Below are 16,324 nucleotides of genomic sequence, written 5' to 3' on the forward strand. Positions count from 1 at the left end.
CTCGGGACGCGTTAGCTTGTATGAATGAGCGTCTACCGGTACGAGGTCGAGATCCTGCATCTGCTTGTGTCTGGCCAGCACGCCTACTTCGGCCGGGCGCGTGATGGCGCAGCGGACGTGCCAACGGTGGACGCCGGGCATGTCGACGTGGTGGCCGGTAAGGGCATCGTCGGGGACCGCTTCTTCGGCAAGGCCGCGCACATGGATGCTGCCGTGACGGTGTTCGCTGTCGAAGCGCTGGAGGCGATCGCGGCAGAGCTGGGTGAGGATGCTTTCGATCCGCTGCTGACGCGTCGCAACGTGGTCCTGAGGGGTGCGCAGTTGGCGCCCCTGATTGGACAGGAGTTCACACTTGAGTCCGGCGGAGACCAGGTGACGCTGCGCGGCGGCAGGCCCGCGCATCCGTGTGCGTGGATGGACCGGATGCTCGCTCCTGGCGCGCATGCGGCCATGCGTGGCCGCGGGGGCGTGCGCTGCCAGCCTGTTGCCAGTGGGGCGCTGCACCGAGGCCCGGCCGTGCTGGTGAGCCCGGTGGAACTCGACCCGGCGCAGGCCGGAGTGCCTCACCGGTTGAAGCCCAGCCGTCTCCCGTGATCGGCCTCTACCCTAGAACCCGCCGGTGTCTGCCGCCATGTTGTTGAATCGCGAGTAGTGGCCCTGGAATCCGACAACCAACGTCTTCGTAGGACCGTTACGGTGCTTGGCAACGATGACGTCGGCTTCCCCGGCTCGCGGTGATTCCTTGTCATACACGTCGTCGCGGTGAAGCAGGATGACCATATCCGCATCCTGTTCGATCGAGTTATGAACGGCGATGCCGTTGGCAACGAAGTTGTGGTTTCCAAGGACAGTCGCGTCGAATACCTCTTCCTCACCATCCGGTTCAATACTTACAACGCTGTCCCAGAGGAGATCGTTGACTGCCATGACGTCGAGCTCCGCTGAGCCCAACACGGCCGCCACCCTTGCCAAACGCTGCCGCGACGGAGCGGCCTTGAAGAGGGTCGATCCACAATATTGGGTCCCAATGGCCGCTTGGAACTCACGGTGGGTCATATCCTTTTCGGCGAGGATGGACTTCACATCATCCCAAACCTGCAGAGGAACGGTGTCAACATTGGTGTTGGCCGTTTTGTCCCGAATGATGTCGAGCAGACGCTCACATGAGGCCGCACGGGCACCATGGACGCCGATCTCCTGTAGGAATCGGCGCTGATCGTCACCGCCTGAGACGTCAAGCGTATAGCCGGGACGGTAGTTGCCCTTTGCCGTCGCCGTCTTTACCCTGGCGCTGATACCGAAGCGAAGAAGGAGCCGCGTTACGTCGTCGATGAGCCGCCGTGAGGTCGACGCATAGTAGATGCGGCCGCCCGTGGCCGCTCGGTTCACAGTCACAGAACCGTCGGTCGCCCAAAGGTGCTTCAGGAATAGGGAAATCTGGGCCTTGGGTAAAGCGAAGACCTCTTCCGGAACGAACTTCTCGTGGCTGCGCGCCCCAAAGAGACCAAACGAATCGAGCCACGCCGCGATCGGGTTCCGCATGCCGTGTGTGAGCCGGTAGGGCGCCGGGAGCCGCACCGTTACGCACCGGGCTGCCGCGTAGTCATCGCGAACCGCAGTGATACCGAAGTACTTGGCCGCCTCGGATACTGCGGTTACGTTCGCTTCGTCCTGCGTTGCATAGCGGATGGGCTGGCGCTTCACGAAGGATCCATCACCCAAGAGGTGACCGAGCAGGATGACCTGAGAATCGTCCCACTGGGTCCGCTCTGACGGCCCGTTGACATGGCGAGGAACACCCAGTCGGTCCCCGACCTTGAGATGACCGAGGGCACGCCAGCCGTCGTAGGTGAAAAACGGATGGTTGGAGGTGGCTCGAATAGTCTTCCCAGAGGCCAACGTTAGACGGAAAACCTCCTTCGTGCCGGTCGAGAAAACGTGCGTTAGGTGGCGCTCCACGTACCGGAGGCTGTCGTCCAGAGACCAAACAGGCACATCCCGGGCACCGGTCCGGAACAGCTCGCCCATAGTGGTCTCCGCGCCGGTATCCGATCGCAGCACCCTCGTGTCAGCGGTGAGGCAACCTGACTCGCGAAGGTCCGAGACCATCGGCCGCTTGTCGGTTCGCTGTTCAGAGCCACGGTTGAGCTGCGAAAGAGCGACCACGGGAACGTTCAATTCCTTGGCCAGGAGCTTCAGGGCTCGCGAGAACTCCGAGACTTCCTGCTGGCGGGATTCCACACGCTTTCCGGATGACATCAGCTGTAGATAGTCGAGGACAACGAGCTTCAGATCATGCCGCTGCTTGAGGCGGCGGCATTTCGCGCGGATCTCCATCAGGGACATGTTGGGGCTGTCGTCAATGAAGAGCGGGGCGTCATTCATGCGTCCCATCGTGGTGGCAATCTTGCCCCACTGCTCATCCTTTACAGTGCCCTTGCGCAGATCCTGCAGCCCGATGGTGGCTTCTGCGGACAACAGTCGCATGGCGATCTCGTTGCGGCCCATCTCGAGGGAGAAGAAGACGGTAGTCATGTTGTGCTTGATGGCAGCAGAACGCGCCCAGTCCAGGGCGAACGTGGAGTTGTGCGTCGGTATGAAGGAACGACCTGCCAAAAACAGATGCTCATCATTCGCTACCTGTAGGCATCGAACAGGTACCGACTCAATCCGTTCCACTGAGGTAATGAACCGCTGAGTCCGCTTCGGCGTGGACCGGCTGTCCCGCTCTTTGTGGAGAATCTGCTTGCGAGTTAGCCCGAATACAGTGTCATCAGTGGAGAAAGTGATCACGAAGCACGTCGATGACGAAGCACTACGACCCTTGACAGGCTTCTCCCACCAACCGGTCCGGTAGCCGAGGCTGAGGGCAAGCTCACGGAAGTTCTGGGCCAGGCGTTTGTGCGTGACGGCGAACTGCACGCAGCCATTCGCGGTAACGGTGCCGTCCGTATCCAGCAGACCGGCCAAGAGAGCGCGCCGCTGTGCCTCGCTGGCTCGAAGATACTGGATAGGGATGTGCTTGTTTCCAAGCACTCCGAGCGTGCGCAGCTCTTCCTCAGGAATCGAGGCGCCTTCGGTGGTGGAGTAGCCCTCGCCGCCAACACGGAGGAGCACCTCCTCGTCAGCCGTGGTTATTCGAGCGGTCGCCGACGCGCCATCACCCAGCCACGCCCCCAAAGTGTAAGGGCCGATCGGCAGCTCAGCCTGAGGTAAGGCCAACGGACGGGTGTTGCGCACTGAATGGTTGAGTCGCTGATCGCTGGTGTTACATCGGAGCGTGTCCGCGATTTCCCGTGTAGTACGAACAGAGGGAAACACCCGTTGATTGCGTACACGGTGGTGGCCCGCGGACGCTTCCTGCGCGGACTTCCGGGAAGCTCGGGTATCGGTAAGCCATTGGTGTTCTTCGTCGGCGACGATTGTGGAACCGTCGTCGAAGGTGACTTTGAAGCACGGGCGCCCCTGCATCACCTCCGTGGCAGCCACAACGGCGGTAGGGCTACCATCCGCTGCAATCACCTGATCGCCCACCGATACCTCACCCATGGTTGTCCAGCCGGTGGGCGTGGGCAGCGGGGTGTCGAGTGCCAGGGCCTTACCCATAGCCGGCCTGGCCGCAATCACAATCATCTGCCCGCCATGCAGGCCTTGGGTGAGTTCATCGAATTCGTAGAAGCCCGTTGGGACCCCGGTCATGCCCTCACCGCGGTGCCCAGCCGACTCAATCTCGTCAACCGTGCCCTCGATTATGTCTTTCAGGGGCACATAGTCTTCAGCGGTGCGGCGTTCAGCTACCGCATAGACCTCGGCCTGAGCGGCGTTGACAAGGTCATCCACCTCGCCGTCATTGGAGTAGCCGAGCTGGACAATCTTGGTGCCGGCATCAACCAGGCGGCGCAGGACAGCACGCTCCCGAACGATTTCAGCGTAAAAGCCCGCATTGGCGGCGGTGGGGACCGACTGGATCAGTGTGTGAAGATAGGCCGGCCCGCCGATACGGGAGATCTCCCCACGCTTGGTGAGCTCGTCCGACACGGTAACGGCATCAGCGGGCTCTCCACGACCGTAGAGATCGATAATGGCTTCATAAATGCTTTCGTGTGCCGGGCGGTAGAAATCCACGCCCCGCAGCACCTCGACGCAGTCCGCAATCGCGTCCTTGGACAGCATCATCCCGCCGAGGACGGACTGCTCAGCAACCAGATCCTGCGGGGGCGTTCGGGAAAACTGCGGTGAGCGAGTGTCTTCTGATGAATCCGCATGAGTCAACGACACGTGTGCGGCCTTCCTTCCCGAAACTTCCCCAAATCCCTGCCCCGGGCGTCTGCCGATGAGCGGTGGATCCGAGCTGAATAACCATAGATATCAGCCGCCACCGACAGTCCTTGCGGTATGGGATACCCCGCAACGCTAGTGCCCAGCATCCCCTCTGCCAAGCGAGTTATCCACAGGGGGTGTGTATAAGCTGGCAATTGTGCGGCGTGTTGTGTGTAGAGGCTGGGGATATCTATGTGGATTAGCAAGAATCTTTGCCCACAATCTCGCTCTGACTAGGCCAAACACCCGAGACAGCCTGTGGACGAAAACTTTCTCATCCGAACATTCATCCCGTACTTGGGTGTTGACAGCAGGCGATATTAGCCCTACAGCGGTGCTTTTATGCACCACCTATCCACAACCTCGCGCTCGACCGGCTACAGGCCAGCTTCCAGTGGATCAAGACCCGTGACGGCCGTCTATGCCTCTGCTCTGATGGATCGCGACCAGACGTACGGAATGAGGAATACTCCAGTTGCTGGATGTATTCACCGGCAAGTTCCGTGAACTGCTCCAGCCTGCGATACTTCCTCACATGGCTAATAACAAGACGGCGCCCACCACCGCGTCCCCGCAGGAATTCATAGCCTCAGTAGAAAACGAGCGACGCCGGCAGGATGCTCAGAGGCTCCTGGCTCTCATGGGCCGGGTCACCGGGCAGGAAGCAGTCATGTGGGGCCCTTCGATGGTGGGATTCGGAAGCTACCACTACAAGTACGCCACGGGCCGCGAGGGAGATGCCCTGGCCGTCGGCTTCTCACCACGCAGTGCCAACCTCGCGCTCTACGGGCTTACGTACGCGCCGGGGGCGGCCGGGTTGCTGCAGAAGCTGGGCAAGCACAAGACAGGTGCGGCGTGCCTGTACATCAACAAGCTCGACGACGTCGACCAGGACGTTCTCGCCCAGCTCATCGACGTGGGTCATCAGTTCATGGTGAGTGAGAACTTCACCAACACCTGATCAGTGCAAGCGAAAGGCCCCCGTTCCCGAAGGAGCGAGGGCCTTTACGGCAGTGCAGAAATAATCTAGCTGGCGACGACGTCGAGATCGATCACAGCGGCAACATCCTCGTGGAGACGAACGTTTGCCTGGTAGCTGCCGGTCGACTTGATGTGTGCCGGCAGTTCCACCTTGCGCTTGTCGATGGAGCCGAGGCCAGCGGACTCAACAGCCTTGGCGACATCCTCGGCCTTGACGGTTCCGAAGAGACGACCGGACTCGCCGGCCTTGACGGTCAGCTTGACCGGCTTGGCCTGCAGGGCAGCAGCCTGACGCTGAGCGTCCTCGAGCGAAGCGTGCTCGCGGGCAGAACGTGCAGCCTTGATGGACTCCACCTGCTTTTCGCCGCCCTTGGTCCACGTGAGAGCGAAGCCGCGAGGCAGAAGGAAGTTACGTGCGTAACCGTTCTTGACCTCGACAACATCACCTGCGGTTCCCAGACCGGTGACTTCCTGGGTAAGAATAAGCTTTGCCATGGTGTGTTCCTTTCCTTAGCCGCGGCCTGCGCCGGAGTAAGGCAGGAGTGCAACTTCGCGGGCATTCTTGATTGCCTGGGCGATCTTGCGCTGTTCCTGCACGGTCACGCCGGTAACGCGGCGCGCACGGATCTTTCCGCGGTCGGAAATGAACTTACGCAGCAGTGCTACGTCCTTGTAGTCGATGACGGTGACGTCAGCGGCCTTCAAGGGGTTGGACTTTGGTTTGGGCTTACGAAGTTCAGCCTTAGCCATCGTGGTGCTCCTTATGTCTGGTGGAGCCCGCAGAACGGTTCTGCGGGATGGGAATTTCAGAAGTGGAACGCCGCCGGTCCGGCACCGTTCCTGGAAGATCTAGAAAGGCGGCTCGGATGATTCCGGGCCGTTGCCCCAACCGGACGAATTACCGCCGGCCGGTGCACCCCAGGGATCCTGGGACGGCTGCTGTGCCTGCTGGCCGCCGCCGCCATTCCAACCCTGGTTGGAACCGCCACCGCCGCTTCCGCCACTGTCTCCACCGAAGCCGCCGCCACCACCGCCGGAGCGCTGGGTACGGCTTACCTTGGCAGATGCGTAGCGCAGGGATGGACCGATTTCGTCCACCTCCAACTCCATGACGGTGCGCTTCTCGCCTTCCTTGGTGTCATAAGTGCGTGACTTGAGGCGGCCCTGAGCAACAACACGGGTTCCCTTGGTGAGGGTCTCCGCAACGTTCTCAGCCGCTTCACGCCAGACCGACGCCCGGAGGAACAGCGTTTCGCCGTCCTTCCACTCGCTGGACTGACGGTCGAAGGTCCGCGGCGTCGACGCAATGGTGAAATTAGCCACTGCAGAGCCTGACGGGGTGAAACGAAGTTCCGGGTCGCTGGTGAGATTACCGACGACCGTGATAATGGTCTCGCCTGCCATGGTGCCTCCTACGGTCACGGGCCCACCGAAGTAGGCCTGGTTTGATAGCCGAAATTACTCGGCAGAAACCTTCTGCTCCTCGGGGCGGATGATCTTGGTGCGCATGATGGTCTCATTCAGACCAAGCTGGCGATCAAGTTCAGCTGCTACAGCCGGGGTGGCGGTGAAGTTGACGACGGCATAAATGCCTTCGGTCTTCTTCTTGATTTCATAGGCAAGGCGGCGACGTCCCCAGATGTCTACCTTGTCCACAGTTCCTTCGCCGTTACGTACGACATTCAGGAACTTCTCGAGTGTTGGCTCAACGGTACGTTCCTCGACATCGGGGTCGATGATTACCATCAGTTCATATGCACGCATTTGTGAACCCACCTCCTCTGGGCTAAACGGTCGCGGTCTTTCCGCAACAGGAGGTTCTTTAGCGTTGATCCGCGCGCAGGAACCGCTCATTTTCAGCGGTTCCACGGTGACACGGACTCATCAATACTACCGGACACCCGGCAGCTCTTCGAACCGCCTGTGGACAACGGGCTGCTCCAGGAAACGGCGCTACGAAACCGTGAAGAACCGCTGCATCACCCGGGTGAGTTGGTAGGGATCCTCGACGCCGCAGAGCTCACGGGCAGAGTGCATGGACAGCAGCGGAACGCCGACGTCCACCGTCCGGATGCCGAGCCGGGTTGCGGTCAGCGGCCCAATGGTGGATCCGCACGGCATCACGTTGTTCGAAACGAACTCCTGGTACGGAGCGCCGGCGTCCCTGCACAGCCGCGCCCAGTAGGCGGCGCCGGGAGCGTCTGTGGTGTACCGCTGGTTCGCGTTGATCTTCAGCAGCGGTCCGCCATTCAGGACCGGATGGTTCGCTGGATCGTGGCGCTCGGCGTAGTTGGGATGGACGGCGTGGCCGGCATCCGAAGACACACAGAACGACGACGCGAGAGCCCGCCGCCGCTGCTCCTCACCGGCGCCCAATCCCGAGGAGATCCGGTGCAGGATGTCCTCGAGGAACGGCCCGCTCGCGCCGGAGCGTGATCCGCTGCCGACTTCCTCGTGATCAAAAGCGGCCAGCACAGCAATGGGCGCGCCGCCGGTGTCGTTCTTTGGTGCCTGGATGAGGGCGGTGAGCCCGGCGTGGACAGAGGAGAGGTTGTCCAGCCTGCCGGAGGCGAAGAATTCGCCATCCGCACCGAAGACCCGGGGCTGCTGGGTATCCGCAACCACCACGTCAAAGCCGCCGATATCCGCCGCTTCGAGATCAGCGTCCACGGCAAGGAGCTGCAGGAGGTCCGCACGTCCCGGATCGCCAAGGCCCCAGACCGGGTTCATGTGCTGCTGCTTGTCGAGCTTCAGCCCGTCATTGACGGCGCGGTCGAGATGGATTGCCAGCTGGGGGAAACGCAGCAGCGGGCCTGTGTGGACAAGGTGCTCCGCGCCGTCGTGCGTTACCAGCCGGCCGGCGAGCGCCAGCTCACGGTCCAGCCAGGAATTCAGCAGCGGGCCGCCGTAGATTTCGACGCCGGCCTGCAGCCAGCCGTGGCGTCCGATGGTTGGCTTGGGCTTCAGCTTGAAGGACGGGGAGTCGGTATGGGCGCCGAGAATGTGAAAGCCTGTGGTCTCCGTTGCGGTGGGCGGGGTGATCCAGGCGATCAGCGCGCCGTCGCGGATGACGTAGAACCGGCCGGGTCCGCCGTCCCAGGCATCGTCTTCATGCAACTGGGTGAAGCCGGCCGCCTGGAGCCGGATGCCGCCCTCGTGGGCGGCGTGGAAGCTGGAGGGTGAGGCAGCAACGTAGGCGCCGAGGTCTGCGATGTGAGCGTGAGCGGCAGTCATGTCTGCAAGCCTACTGGCCGCCGGGTGCCGCCCGGGAGGCGGGCAACCTCAGAAATCAAGCCCCTGGCTCGGGGTGACCAGGCCGGTCTCATAGGCGTACACCACGGCCTGGACGCGGTCGCGCAGGTGGAGTTTGGTGAGGATCCGACGCACATGGGTCTTCACTGTGGCTTCGGAGAGGAAGAACCGGTGCGCCAGTTCCGCGTTGGACAGCCCCTCAGCGATGGCACCAAGGACTTCCAGCTCGCGCGGGGTCAAGTCCTGCAGAAGCGGGTCGCGGGGAGGCTTCGGGGCGGCGGGGCGGGAGCGTACATACTCCTCGAGCAGCCGCTGGGTGACCCGCGGCGCGACCACGGCGTCACCGCTTGCGACCACGCGGACGGCATGCACCAGCTCGTTCGGCGCGACGTCCTTGAGGAGGAATGCCGACGCCCCTGCCCGCAGCCCGGCGAACGCGTACTCATCGAGGTCGAAGGTGGTGAGGATGATGATCCGGGCGCATGCCCCTGACCCGGTGATGCGCCGGGTCGCCTCGATCCCGTCCATCACCGGCATGCGGACGTCCATCAGTACGACGTCCGGCTCCAGCCGCGCTGCCAGACGTGCAGCCTCGGCGCCGTCGGAGGCCTCGCCGACGATCTGCATATCTTCCTCGCCCTCGAGAATCAGACGGAAGCCCATCCGCAGCAGCGGCTGGTCATCCACCAATAGCACCCTTGTCGGTTCGCTCACGCGGACTTCTCCTGACGGTTTTCGACGGGAATTCGTAGTTCTGCGGTCACAACCCACCCGCCGGACGGTGTTGGCCCGCAGTTCACTGTGCCGCCGTAGATGGCGGCCCGCTCACGCATGCCGGTGATTCCCTGCCCGGTTCCCACTGACGGCACCTGTTCCATGGCGCCCCGGCCGTCGTCGGACACGCGCACCCTGACGGAGCTGCCCAGCCTGGCGATCAGGACGTCCACCGTGGTCACCGCCTTCGCGTACCGCAGCACGTTGGTCAGGGACTCCTGCACAATGCGGTGAACGGTCATCTGGAAGGCGGCGTCCTCCGGCAGGCCCGGCCCGCTCAACTGCACACGAATTGGCAGTCCGGCAGCGCGGAACCCTTCAAGGAGACCGGCCAGTGAATCACCCGCCGGCAACGGGGCGAGCGGGGCGGCGTCCGGCCCAACTCGCAGGACACCGAGCACGCGGCGCATGTCCGCCAGCGCAGTACGCCCGGTTGCGGAGAGCTCCGCCAGCACCTGCCGTGCACGGTCCTGATCACGTTTCATGACGACGCCGGCACCATCGGAGAGCGCGATCATCACCGACAGGGAATGCGCGACCACATCATGCATCTCGCGGGCGATCCTGTTCCGCTCATTGGCGGAGGCAAGTTCGGCGTTGCGTTCAGCCCACTCGCGCAGCTCGTTCTCATGAAGCCTCTCCCGGCGGATGGTGACTCCCACACCGACGGCGACCGCATACCAGGTGATGACGAACCCTGTGATCACCCAGATCAAGAATGGAGCTTCGTCGGGAAGGAGATCTCCCATGGTGAACCACAGGGGAACGATCGAGACTACTGCCGCTCCCACCAGAGTCCAGACGGCGACCCGCACCGAATGCTTCACGGCAACCGTATACAGCGCGAAGAAGATGGCAATGCCAACACTTCCCCGACCCTCGGAAATGAGCAGGATGACCGGTTCCAGCACGGTTATCAGAGCAACTACCACCAGGGGATTGCTCCGGCGGAAGAACAGTGCAAAAGCCGCCACCGCCACAGGTGTCAGGCCCCACCAGCCGCTGGGTAATTCGGCAGCGAGGACGACGTTGGGCAGCGTGGCCAGAAGGAACGCCAGGACGACGGCGACATCCATCACCTGCGGATGTGACCGGAAGTACCGGCGGATGGGACCGAGACGCCGGGCGTTGATCTCGGTGAAGGAGACGGCGGCCGTTCGTTCCGCAGTCTCCTTCACCAAGGATTTTTCACTCATGGAGTGAGCTTATTGGGTGCGTTGCAGCAGCCGGCTAGACGTCGCGCTTCTTGGTGACGATGAGCGAGATCACCAGGAGGACCAATGCCCAGGCGCCGAGTACCAGCGCGCCCTGCCACTGGTTCAGGGCGTCTTCTGCGATGGTGATGGCCACCATCTGCTCGCCTGCGCTGCTCGGCAGGAACCGCGCGGCGTCAGGGATCCAGTCAGCGATACCTGCCAGCAAGGTGGCCACGAGGATCGGAAGGACAAACAGGAGACCGATGGTGGTTACAACTCCGCCGGCGGTGTTGCGCAGAAGGGTTCCGATAGACATGGCGATGATGGCGACCAGGGCCAGAACCGAACCCGTGTTGATGATGTGCAGCAGCACGCCGTCGGTATCCAGGCCGAACGCCAGGTCAGAGGGAGCGAGAATCGGCTGTGCGACTAGGTAACCGACGAAGGCCGATCCTGCACCGATGATGAAGGCGATGGCAGCGATAACGAGCTGTTTGGCCAGCAGCGCCGGGATTCGTTTGGGAACGGCAACCATGGTGGACCGGATCATCCCGGTGCCCCACTCGGAAGCAATCAGGACCACTGCCAAAGAGCCGATGAGAAGTTGGCCGAAGATCAGCCCGGACCCCGGGATGGTGGAAACGATCGAGGTTGCATCCGGTGCTCCCTGCACCTGGGCAGCCACCTCAGGATCAGACTGAAGATCGAGCAGAACGGTGGTCTGCCAAGCGAACAGCGCCGCAAGACCAACCATGACCACCACGGTGATGCTCAGCATGATCACCGTCGACGGGACAGTTGTTACCTTGATCCACTCGGATTTGAGTACCCGCGCGAAGTTCACGCCGGATCCCCCGGAGGGGCCGCGGCGGGCACCCACTGTTTCTGGTGCAGGTGCAGTGGCTGTATGTGACATGGCTACTTGCCTTCCTCGGAGCCGGCCCCGGCAGGAGCCTGCGTAAGAGCATGTGAGTGGTACTCGACCTCGTCGGAGGTGAGCTGCATGTATGCGTCCTCCAGCGAGGCCTGCAGCGGTGTCAGTTCGTAGAGAAGGATTTGGCGCTGAAGGGCGACCTCCGCGATCCGACGCGAGTCCGCACCGGTGATTTCGAGGAGCTCCGGTTCGAGCTGCTGGCTGGAGACGCCGTCCGCGGCCAGTGCCCGCACCAGGTCGGTGGGACGGTCAGTGCGGACCCGGGCGCGGGTCTGGCCCTGTCCGTCAAGGATTTCGCTGATCGGGGCGTCGGCGATGATACGGCCGCGCCCGATGACGATGAGATGGTCTGCCGTGAGTGCCATCTCCGACATCAGGTGGGAAGAAAGGAAGACGGTGCGGCCTTCGGAAGCAAGCCCCTTGGCGAGGTGCCGCACCCACTGCACGCCCTCGGGGTCGAGGCCGTTGACCGGCTCGTCGAGGATGACGGTGTGCGGATCGCCAAGCAGTGCACACGCAATGCCGAGTCGCTGACCCATTCCTAGCGAGAATCCGCCGACGCGCTTCTTGGCGACGGGTCCAAGGCCGGTCATCTCAATGACTTCCTTGACGCGGCTGTTGGGAATGCCGTGGGTGGCAGCCATCGCGCGGAGGTGGTTGTAAGCCGAGCGCTTGGTATGGACTGCTTTCGCATCGAGCAAGGCGCCTACCTCGCGCAGGGGTGCGGAGTGCTGTGCGTAGTGTTTGCCGTTGACGCGGACGTCGCCGCCGGAGGGGTTGTCGAGTCCGACGATCATCCGCATTGTGGTGGACTTGCCGGCGCCGTTGGGACCGAGAAAACCGGTGACACGGCCGGGTTTGACGCTGAATGAGATACCGTCTACGGCAGTCTTTGCGCCATAGCGCTTGGACAGTTCTGCTGCCTCAATCATGGTGGGCATCCTTGGGGAAGGGAAAGTTTTGGAATACACCCAACCCTACGGAGCTTCAGCCCGAACGGCACCGCCCAACGGGATGATCTTGCACCCGGCGTTGGTACGTCGAAAGGATGACGCTTCTAGGGCATTACGGCCAGTGACTGCGGCCTCCCGGGCACCGCCAGCTCCCGCTGCTCGAACGTTTCAAGATCGACGACGGTGATGCCGGGCCAGGAACCATCCCGCGTGTAGCCGCCGGAGAGCAGCGCATAAGCCTTCCCTGTACCAGGATCAACCCAGGGCACCACCGTTTCATGCAGCCGGTCCAGCGGCAGGATCCGTTCGTCACCGCTCGCCGTGTCCCGGACCGTGAGGTTCGGGGATCCGGTGGCATTGCCGAATGCCCCCGTCCCGACCACAAGGAGGGTGTCGTCAACAAGCGCAGTTCCGTGCTGATGCGAGTTGGCGGTCATCTCCTCCACGGAGACAGCGCCCGAGGCCGGGTCGACGACGGCGAGCGCCAGGCCCTGATAGGGCAGAAGGAGGTTCCCGGCGTCGTCAATCGCGCCATAGTGCGGCTTCTCCCAGGAGGCCAGGCCGCCCTGCGTGCCGAACGGGGCTACCTCGATCCGGCGCGCGGCAAGCGTTTCGGTGTTGATGACGTGGATCGAGAAGGAATCGTGGTCGATCGTGTAGATCTCCGAACCGTCGGCGGAAAGCAGGATGTCGAACGGCCGCAGTCCCACCTCAACGGTACCGACGGTCCGCCCGTCCTGAACGTCCATCTTCTCCAGCACCGAGGTGCCGTCCGCCCGGAGTACCGCCACGAAGACGGTGCTTCCGTCAGCGCTGACCGCGATACCCGTGCCGCCGGGCCGATACTCCCCATGCGAGATGGAGCCAGCCGGATTCGCGTATGGGATCAGTGAAGTACGACGCCGTTCCTCCAGGTCGACCACCGCCATTCCTTCGGCTGTGGAGACGAAGGCCCGGGTGCCGCTGACCGCGACATCCCAGGGTGCCTGCCCGACGGGAATCCGCTGCTCGAGAGGGCTGCCCGGATCTGCGGGATTGATGACCAGAAGGTCCGCTCCTGCCGCGTCGGTAGCGAGGACCAGGGATTCCCGTGGTGATGGTGGCGTGGTCGGCTTCGCTGAGAGAGCTTTACCAGGGGTGGGCACAGCCACGCCGGAAGCGGTGGCCGCCGGTTGAGGTGCCGAACTCGTGGCACCCGGGATAGGCGCCGCCGTGCAGGCTGTCAGAAACAGCAGGCAGAGAACGACGACGGCGCTACGAAGCATGCACCCATTGTCCCGCGAAAGTCGCAACGGCGGCAGCACGGGGGGTGCCGCCGTCGTCGGCCTCCTGTTACCGGGAACTGATGGACTTGAACTTCTTCACCGAAAGCGGCACGAAGATGGCAAGCATCACGATGACTCCGAAAATCACGGTGATGATCGGGTTCTGCAGGGTCCACGCGGTGGGCTCCGGGAATTCCGGATTGGTGTTCCCGAACAGTATCCGTGCGGACTCCACGAGGGCCGATACCGGGTTCCACTCCGCAATGTTCTTCAGTACCTCCGGCATGGTGTGGATGGGAACGAAGGCGTTCGAGATGAACGTCAGCGGGAACAGGATCATGAAGGATGCGTTGTTAATGACCTCCGGGCTGCGAACGCTCATACCGAGAAGAGCCATGACCCAGCTGAAGGCGTAGGAGAACAACAGCAGGACCGCCACACCGCCCAGGAAACCCCACACCGACGTGGTGACCCGCCAACCGACCAACCAGCCGGTTCCCATCATGATCATCATGGAAATGCTGTTGATCACTAGGTCGCCGTTGGTACGGCCGATGAGCACTGCTGCCGGGCTCATGGGCAAGGTACGGAAGCGGTCGATGATGCCGTCCTTCAGGTCCTGCGCCATCGCGGCACCTGAGAAGGTGGAGCCGAAGATGACCGTCTGCGCGAAGATCCCGGCCATGAGGAAGTTCGTGTAGTCGGGCACGTTCATGGCGCCGGCGTAGACCTGGCTGAACAGGAGCACAAACATGATGGGCTGGAGGATGGTGAAGACGAGGATCTCCGGCACGCGCTTGATCTTGATCAGATTGCGGCGTGTGGCGATCCAGCCGTCGGAGAACAGTTGGGCGAGAGGCGACCCTACGCTGTCGTAGGTGGGCTGGCTGAGCGCGGTCACTGGGCTTTCTCCATCTCAGCGTCATTCTTGCTGGTCTCGTCTTCGGCCCGGTGGCCGGTGAGCTTGAGGAAGACGTCATCGAGCGTGGGCCGGCGCATACCGGCGTCGTGCAGCTGGATGTTCGCCTTGCCCAAATCGGAGAGCACATACTGCAGGGCGCGTGGTCCGTCGACGACGGACACCTCCACGGTGCGATCGCTGACGGCGGGGGTGCCGTCACCGTGACGCGCGAGGATTTCGCGGGCCGCGCCGGCGTCTGCCTCGTCCACCAGAGTCACGACCACCCGGTGGCCGCCGATCTGCGCCTTCAGTTCATCCGAAGTGCCCTCGGCGATGACCTTACCGCCGTCGATCACGGCGATGTCATCCGAAAGGTGGTCCGCCTCCTCAAGGTACTGGGTGGTCAGGAGCAGCGTGGTCCCGTCATTCACCAGTTGGGAGATGATCTCCCACAGCGCGAGCCTGCTCCGTGGATCCAGCCCGGTAGTCGGCTCGTCGAGGAACAGGATTTTCGGGTTGATGACCAGCGCTCCGGCGAGGTCAATACGACGACGCATGCCACCGGAGAATCCCTTCACCGGCCGGTTCCCGGCTTCCGTGAGCTCGAACTGGTCGATCAGCTCCTGTGCCCGCTTGCGTGCGGTCTTCGCACCCAGGTGGTAGAGCCTGCCCACCATCTCCAGGTTTTCGAACCCGGTGAGGTTCTCGTCGACCGCCGCATACTGGCCGGACGCTCCGATGATCCGCCGGGCAGCTTTCGGATTGTTCACGACGTCAATGCCGTCGATATGTGCCGTGCCTTGGTCAGGCTTGATCAGGGTGGTGAGTACCTTGACCGCCGTTGTCTTGCCCGCTCCGTTGGGACCGAGCAGAGCCTTCACGGTCCCCTGCGGGACCGAAAGGTTGAGGCCCGCGAGTGCATGCACCGGGCCGCTCTTCGATTTGTAGGTTTTTGTCAGGCCTTCAGCCTGGATGATCGTCATGGGTCAACCCTAGGTTTTCGGAATTACGGGAAGAAGAGGACTGCGGACAGTTTCGGTCCGCAACCCGGTGGCGCCTAACGGGACGCAGCGTGCCCAGTGCAACCGTCGTCGCTGTAGCCACCGCTCGGCGGGCACCGATACTGAGCGTAGCCACCTGAGGCGACTGACGACGTCGTCCTGAGGGAGTATCTCTCACTGACGAGTAACCCGCGTGAAGGATCCCGGGCCTTGACGACCTTCATCCGCAGGTCGAGAGTTACTACATGACGTCCCTCTTGGGCGCCGCTCAAATTGGCTCGACCCCTCGCGGCGGCCATTCATAAGGAAGGCGAAGGCAATGGACGCAATGATGTGGGTCTGGATCATCATCGGGATCCTCGTAGTGCTGCTCATCATCGGATTGATCGTATTCCTTGGACGGAAGCGCAAGCACGCACACGATCAGGAGAAGCGCCGGGAGGATCACGATCGCGCAGACCGGATTCGGGAAGAGGCGCACGCCAAGGACCTGGAAGCACGTGAGCGGGAGGCCCGCGCCGCCCGCGCTGACGCTGATGCCCAGCAAGCCGAGGTGGATGCCGAACGGCTGCGCAAGGAAGCGGAACAGCGGCAAAACGATGCCCAGGGACTGCGCCGGGAAACAGAGGAACACACCCGGCATGCGGATGAGATCGACCCTGACGTACGCAATGATCAGGGAAAGGGCAGCGACCGGAAGAACGACGCCGATCCCGGCCGGTCCGGACGTCACTGACGGCTGGGCCG

At 62.7% G+C, this 16,324-nt stretch carries 16 protein-coding genes; 3 read left to right on the top strand and 13 right to left on the bottom strand.

The window, feature by feature from the left end:
- Nucleotides 1-24 precede the first annotated feature (24 nt).
- Nucleotides 25-594, top strand: a complete 570-nt coding sequence (locus JOD47_RS07495; protein WP_204533314.1) for an MOSC domain-containing protein — start codon at nucleotides 25-27, stop codon at nucleotides 592-594.
- Between the two features lie 12 nt (nucleotides 595-606).
- Here JOD47_RS07495 and JOD47_RS07500 read toward each other — a convergent pair whose 3' ends face one another.
- Nucleotides 607-4,278: a replicative DNA helicase gene (locus JOD47_RS07500; RefSeq protein WP_204533315.1), complete on the bottom strand. Its 3,672-nt coding sequence runs from the start codon at nucleotides 4,276-4,278 to the stop codon at nucleotides 607-609.
- 577 nt (nucleotides 4,279-4,855) lie between these two features.
- Here JOD47_RS07500 and JOD47_RS07505 point away from each other — a divergent pair.
- Nucleotides 4,856-5,281, top strand: coding sequence for a DUF1801 domain-containing protein (locus JOD47_RS07505; protein WP_204533317.1), 426 nt, complete (start codon nucleotides 4,856-4,858; stop codon nucleotides 5,279-5,281).
- Nucleotides 5,282-5,346: 65 nt separating this feature from the next.
- On the opposite strand, the gene rplI is transcribed toward JOD47_RS07505, so the two are convergent.
- The 12 genes from rplI to JOD47_RS07565 form a co-directional block, all read right to left on the bottom strand.
- Nucleotides 5,347-5,796, bottom strand: a complete 450-nt coding sequence (gene rplI, locus JOD47_RS07510; RefSeq protein ID WP_204533319.1) for a 50S ribosomal protein L9 — start codon at nucleotides 5,794-5,796, stop codon at nucleotides 5,347-5,349.
- A 15-nt stretch (nucleotides 5,797-5,811) separates the two neighbouring features.
- Entirely contained in the window at nucleotides 5,812-6,051 is a 240-nt protein-coding gene (rpsR, locus tag JOD47_RS07515) for a 30S ribosomal protein S18 (RefSeq protein WP_005273147.1), read from the bottom strand.
- A 99-nt stretch (nucleotides 6,052-6,150) separates the two neighbouring features.
- A complete protein-coding gene (locus JOD47_RS07520; RefSeq protein WP_204533321.1) occupies nucleotides 6,151-6,705 on the bottom strand; it encodes a single-stranded DNA-binding protein in 555 nt (184 codons plus the stop codon).
- 54 nt (nucleotides 6,706-6,759) lie between these two features.
- Nucleotides 6,760-7,065 (bottom strand): 30S ribosomal protein S6, encoded by a 306-nt coding sequence (gene rpsF, locus JOD47_RS07525; RefSeq protein WP_204533322.1) that lies wholly within the window; start codon nucleotides 7,063-7,065, stop codon nucleotides 6,760-6,762.
- 189 nt (nucleotides 7,066-7,254) lie between these two features.
- Nucleotides 7,255-8,535, bottom strand: coding sequence for a M18 family aminopeptidase (locus tag JOD47_RS07530; protein WP_204533324.1), 1,281 nt, complete (start codon nucleotides 8,533-8,535; stop codon nucleotides 7,255-7,257).
- 48 nt (nucleotides 8,536-8,583) lie between these two features.
- Nucleotides 8,584-9,267, bottom strand: a complete 684-nt coding sequence (locus JOD47_RS07535; protein ID WP_204533326.1) for a response regulator — start codon at nucleotides 9,265-9,267, stop codon at nucleotides 8,584-8,586.
- Nucleotides 9,264-10,523, bottom strand: a complete 1,260-nt coding sequence (locus JOD47_RS07540; protein ID WP_204533328.1) for a sensor histidine kinase — start codon at nucleotides 10,521-10,523, stop codon at nucleotides 9,264-9,266. Before JOD47_RS07540 ends, JOD47_RS07535 begins: the two co-directional genes overlap by 4 nt.
- Nucleotides 10,524-10,557: 34 nt before the next feature.
- Nucleotides 10,558-11,439: an ABC-2 transporter permease gene (locus JOD47_RS07545; RefSeq protein WP_204533329.1), complete on the bottom strand. Its 882-nt coding sequence runs from the start codon at nucleotides 11,437-11,439 to the stop codon at nucleotides 10,558-10,560.
- 2 nt (nucleotides 11,440-11,441) lie between these two features.
- Nucleotides 11,442-12,389 carry an ABC transporter ATP-binding protein gene (locus JOD47_RS07550; protein ID WP_204533330.1) on the bottom strand — a complete coding sequence of 316 codons (948 nt, stop codon included), beginning with the start codon at nucleotides 12,387-12,389 and terminating at the stop codon, nucleotides 11,442-11,444.
- Nucleotides 12,390-12,514: 125 nt separating this feature from the next.
- Nucleotides 12,515-13,675: a YncE family protein gene (locus JOD47_RS07555; RefSeq protein WP_204533331.1), complete on the bottom strand. Its 1,161-nt coding sequence runs from the start codon at nucleotides 13,673-13,675 to the stop codon at nucleotides 12,515-12,517.
- 67 nt (nucleotides 13,676-13,742) lie between these two features.
- On the bottom strand, nucleotides 13,743-14,576 hold the full coding sequence (locus tag JOD47_RS07560) for an ABC transporter permease (protein WP_204533332.1): 834 nt from the start codon (nucleotides 14,574-14,576) through the stop codon (nucleotides 13,743-13,745).
- Nucleotides 14,573-15,559: an ATP-binding cassette domain-containing protein gene (locus tag JOD47_RS07565; RefSeq protein ID WP_204533333.1), complete on the bottom strand. Its 987-nt coding sequence runs from the start codon at nucleotides 15,557-15,559 to the stop codon at nucleotides 14,573-14,575. Before JOD47_RS07565 ends, JOD47_RS07560 begins: the two co-directional genes overlap by 4 nt.
- A gap of 337 nt (nucleotides 15,560-15,896) precedes the next feature.
- On the opposite strand from JOD47_RS07565, the gene JOD47_RS07570 reads away from it, so the two are divergent.
- On the top strand, nucleotides 15,897-16,313 hold the full coding sequence (locus JOD47_RS07570; RefSeq protein WP_204533334.1) for an EGFR-like transmembrane domain-containing protein: 417 nt from the start codon (nucleotides 15,897-15,899) through the stop codon (nucleotides 16,311-16,313).
- Nucleotides 16,314-16,324 lie beyond the last annotated feature (11 nt).

Origin of the sequence: Arthrobacter tumbae, from assembly GCF_016907495.1 — a bacterium.
Classification (GTDB): Bacteria; Actinomycetota; Actinomycetes; order Actinomycetales; family Micrococcaceae; genus Arthrobacter_D; species Arthrobacter_D tumbae.

Coding starts and splice junctions, on each gene's coding strand:
- JOD47_RS07540 (WP_204533328.1), bottom strand. CDS start 10,523: ATGAGTGAAAAATCCTTGGTGAAGGAGACTGCGGAACGAACGGCCGCC.
- JOD47_RS07550 (WP_204533330.1), bottom strand. CDS start 12,389: ATGATTGAGGCAGCAGAACTGTCCAAGCGCTATGGCGCAAAGACTGCC.
- JOD47_RS07570 (WP_204533334.1), top strand. CDS start 15,897: ATGGACGCAATGATGTGGGTCTGGATCATCATCGGGATCCTCGTAGTG.
- JOD47_RS07530 (WP_204533324.1), bottom strand. CDS start 8,535: ATGACTGCCGCTCACGCTCACATCGCAGACCTCGGCGCCTACGTTGCT.
- JOD47_RS07505 (WP_204533317.1), top strand. CDS start 4,856: ATGGCTAATAACAAGACGGCGCCCACCACCGCGTCCCCGCAGGAATTC.
- JOD47_RS07495 (WP_204533314.1), top strand. CDS start 25: ATGAGCGTCTACCGGTACGAGGTCGAGATCCTGCATCTGCTTGTGTCT.
- JOD47_RS07565 (WP_204533333.1), bottom strand. CDS start 15,559: ATGACGATCATCCAGGCTGAAGGCCTGACAAAAACCTACAAATCGAAG.
- JOD47_RS07520 (WP_204533321.1), bottom strand. CDS start 6,705: ATGGCAGGCGAGACCATTATCACGGTCGTCGGTAATCTCACCAGCGAC.
- JOD47_RS07545 (WP_204533329.1), bottom strand. CDS start 11,439: ATGTCACATACAGCCACTGCACCTGCACCAGAAACAGTGGGTGCCCGC.
- rpsR (WP_005273147.1), bottom strand. CDS start 6,051: ATGGCTAAGGCTGAACTTCGTAAGCCCAAACCAAAGTCCAACCCCTTG.
- rpsF (WP_204533322.1), bottom strand. CDS start 7,065: ATGCGTGCATATGAACTGATGGTAATCATCGACCCCGATGTCGAGGAA.
- JOD47_RS07555 (WP_204533331.1), bottom strand. CDS start 13,675: ATGCTTCGTAGCGCCGTCGTCGTTCTCTGCCTGCTGTTTCTGACAGCC.
- rplI (WP_204533319.1), bottom strand. CDS start 5,796: ATGGCAAAGCTTATTCTTACCCAGGAAGTCACCGGTCTGGGAACCGCA.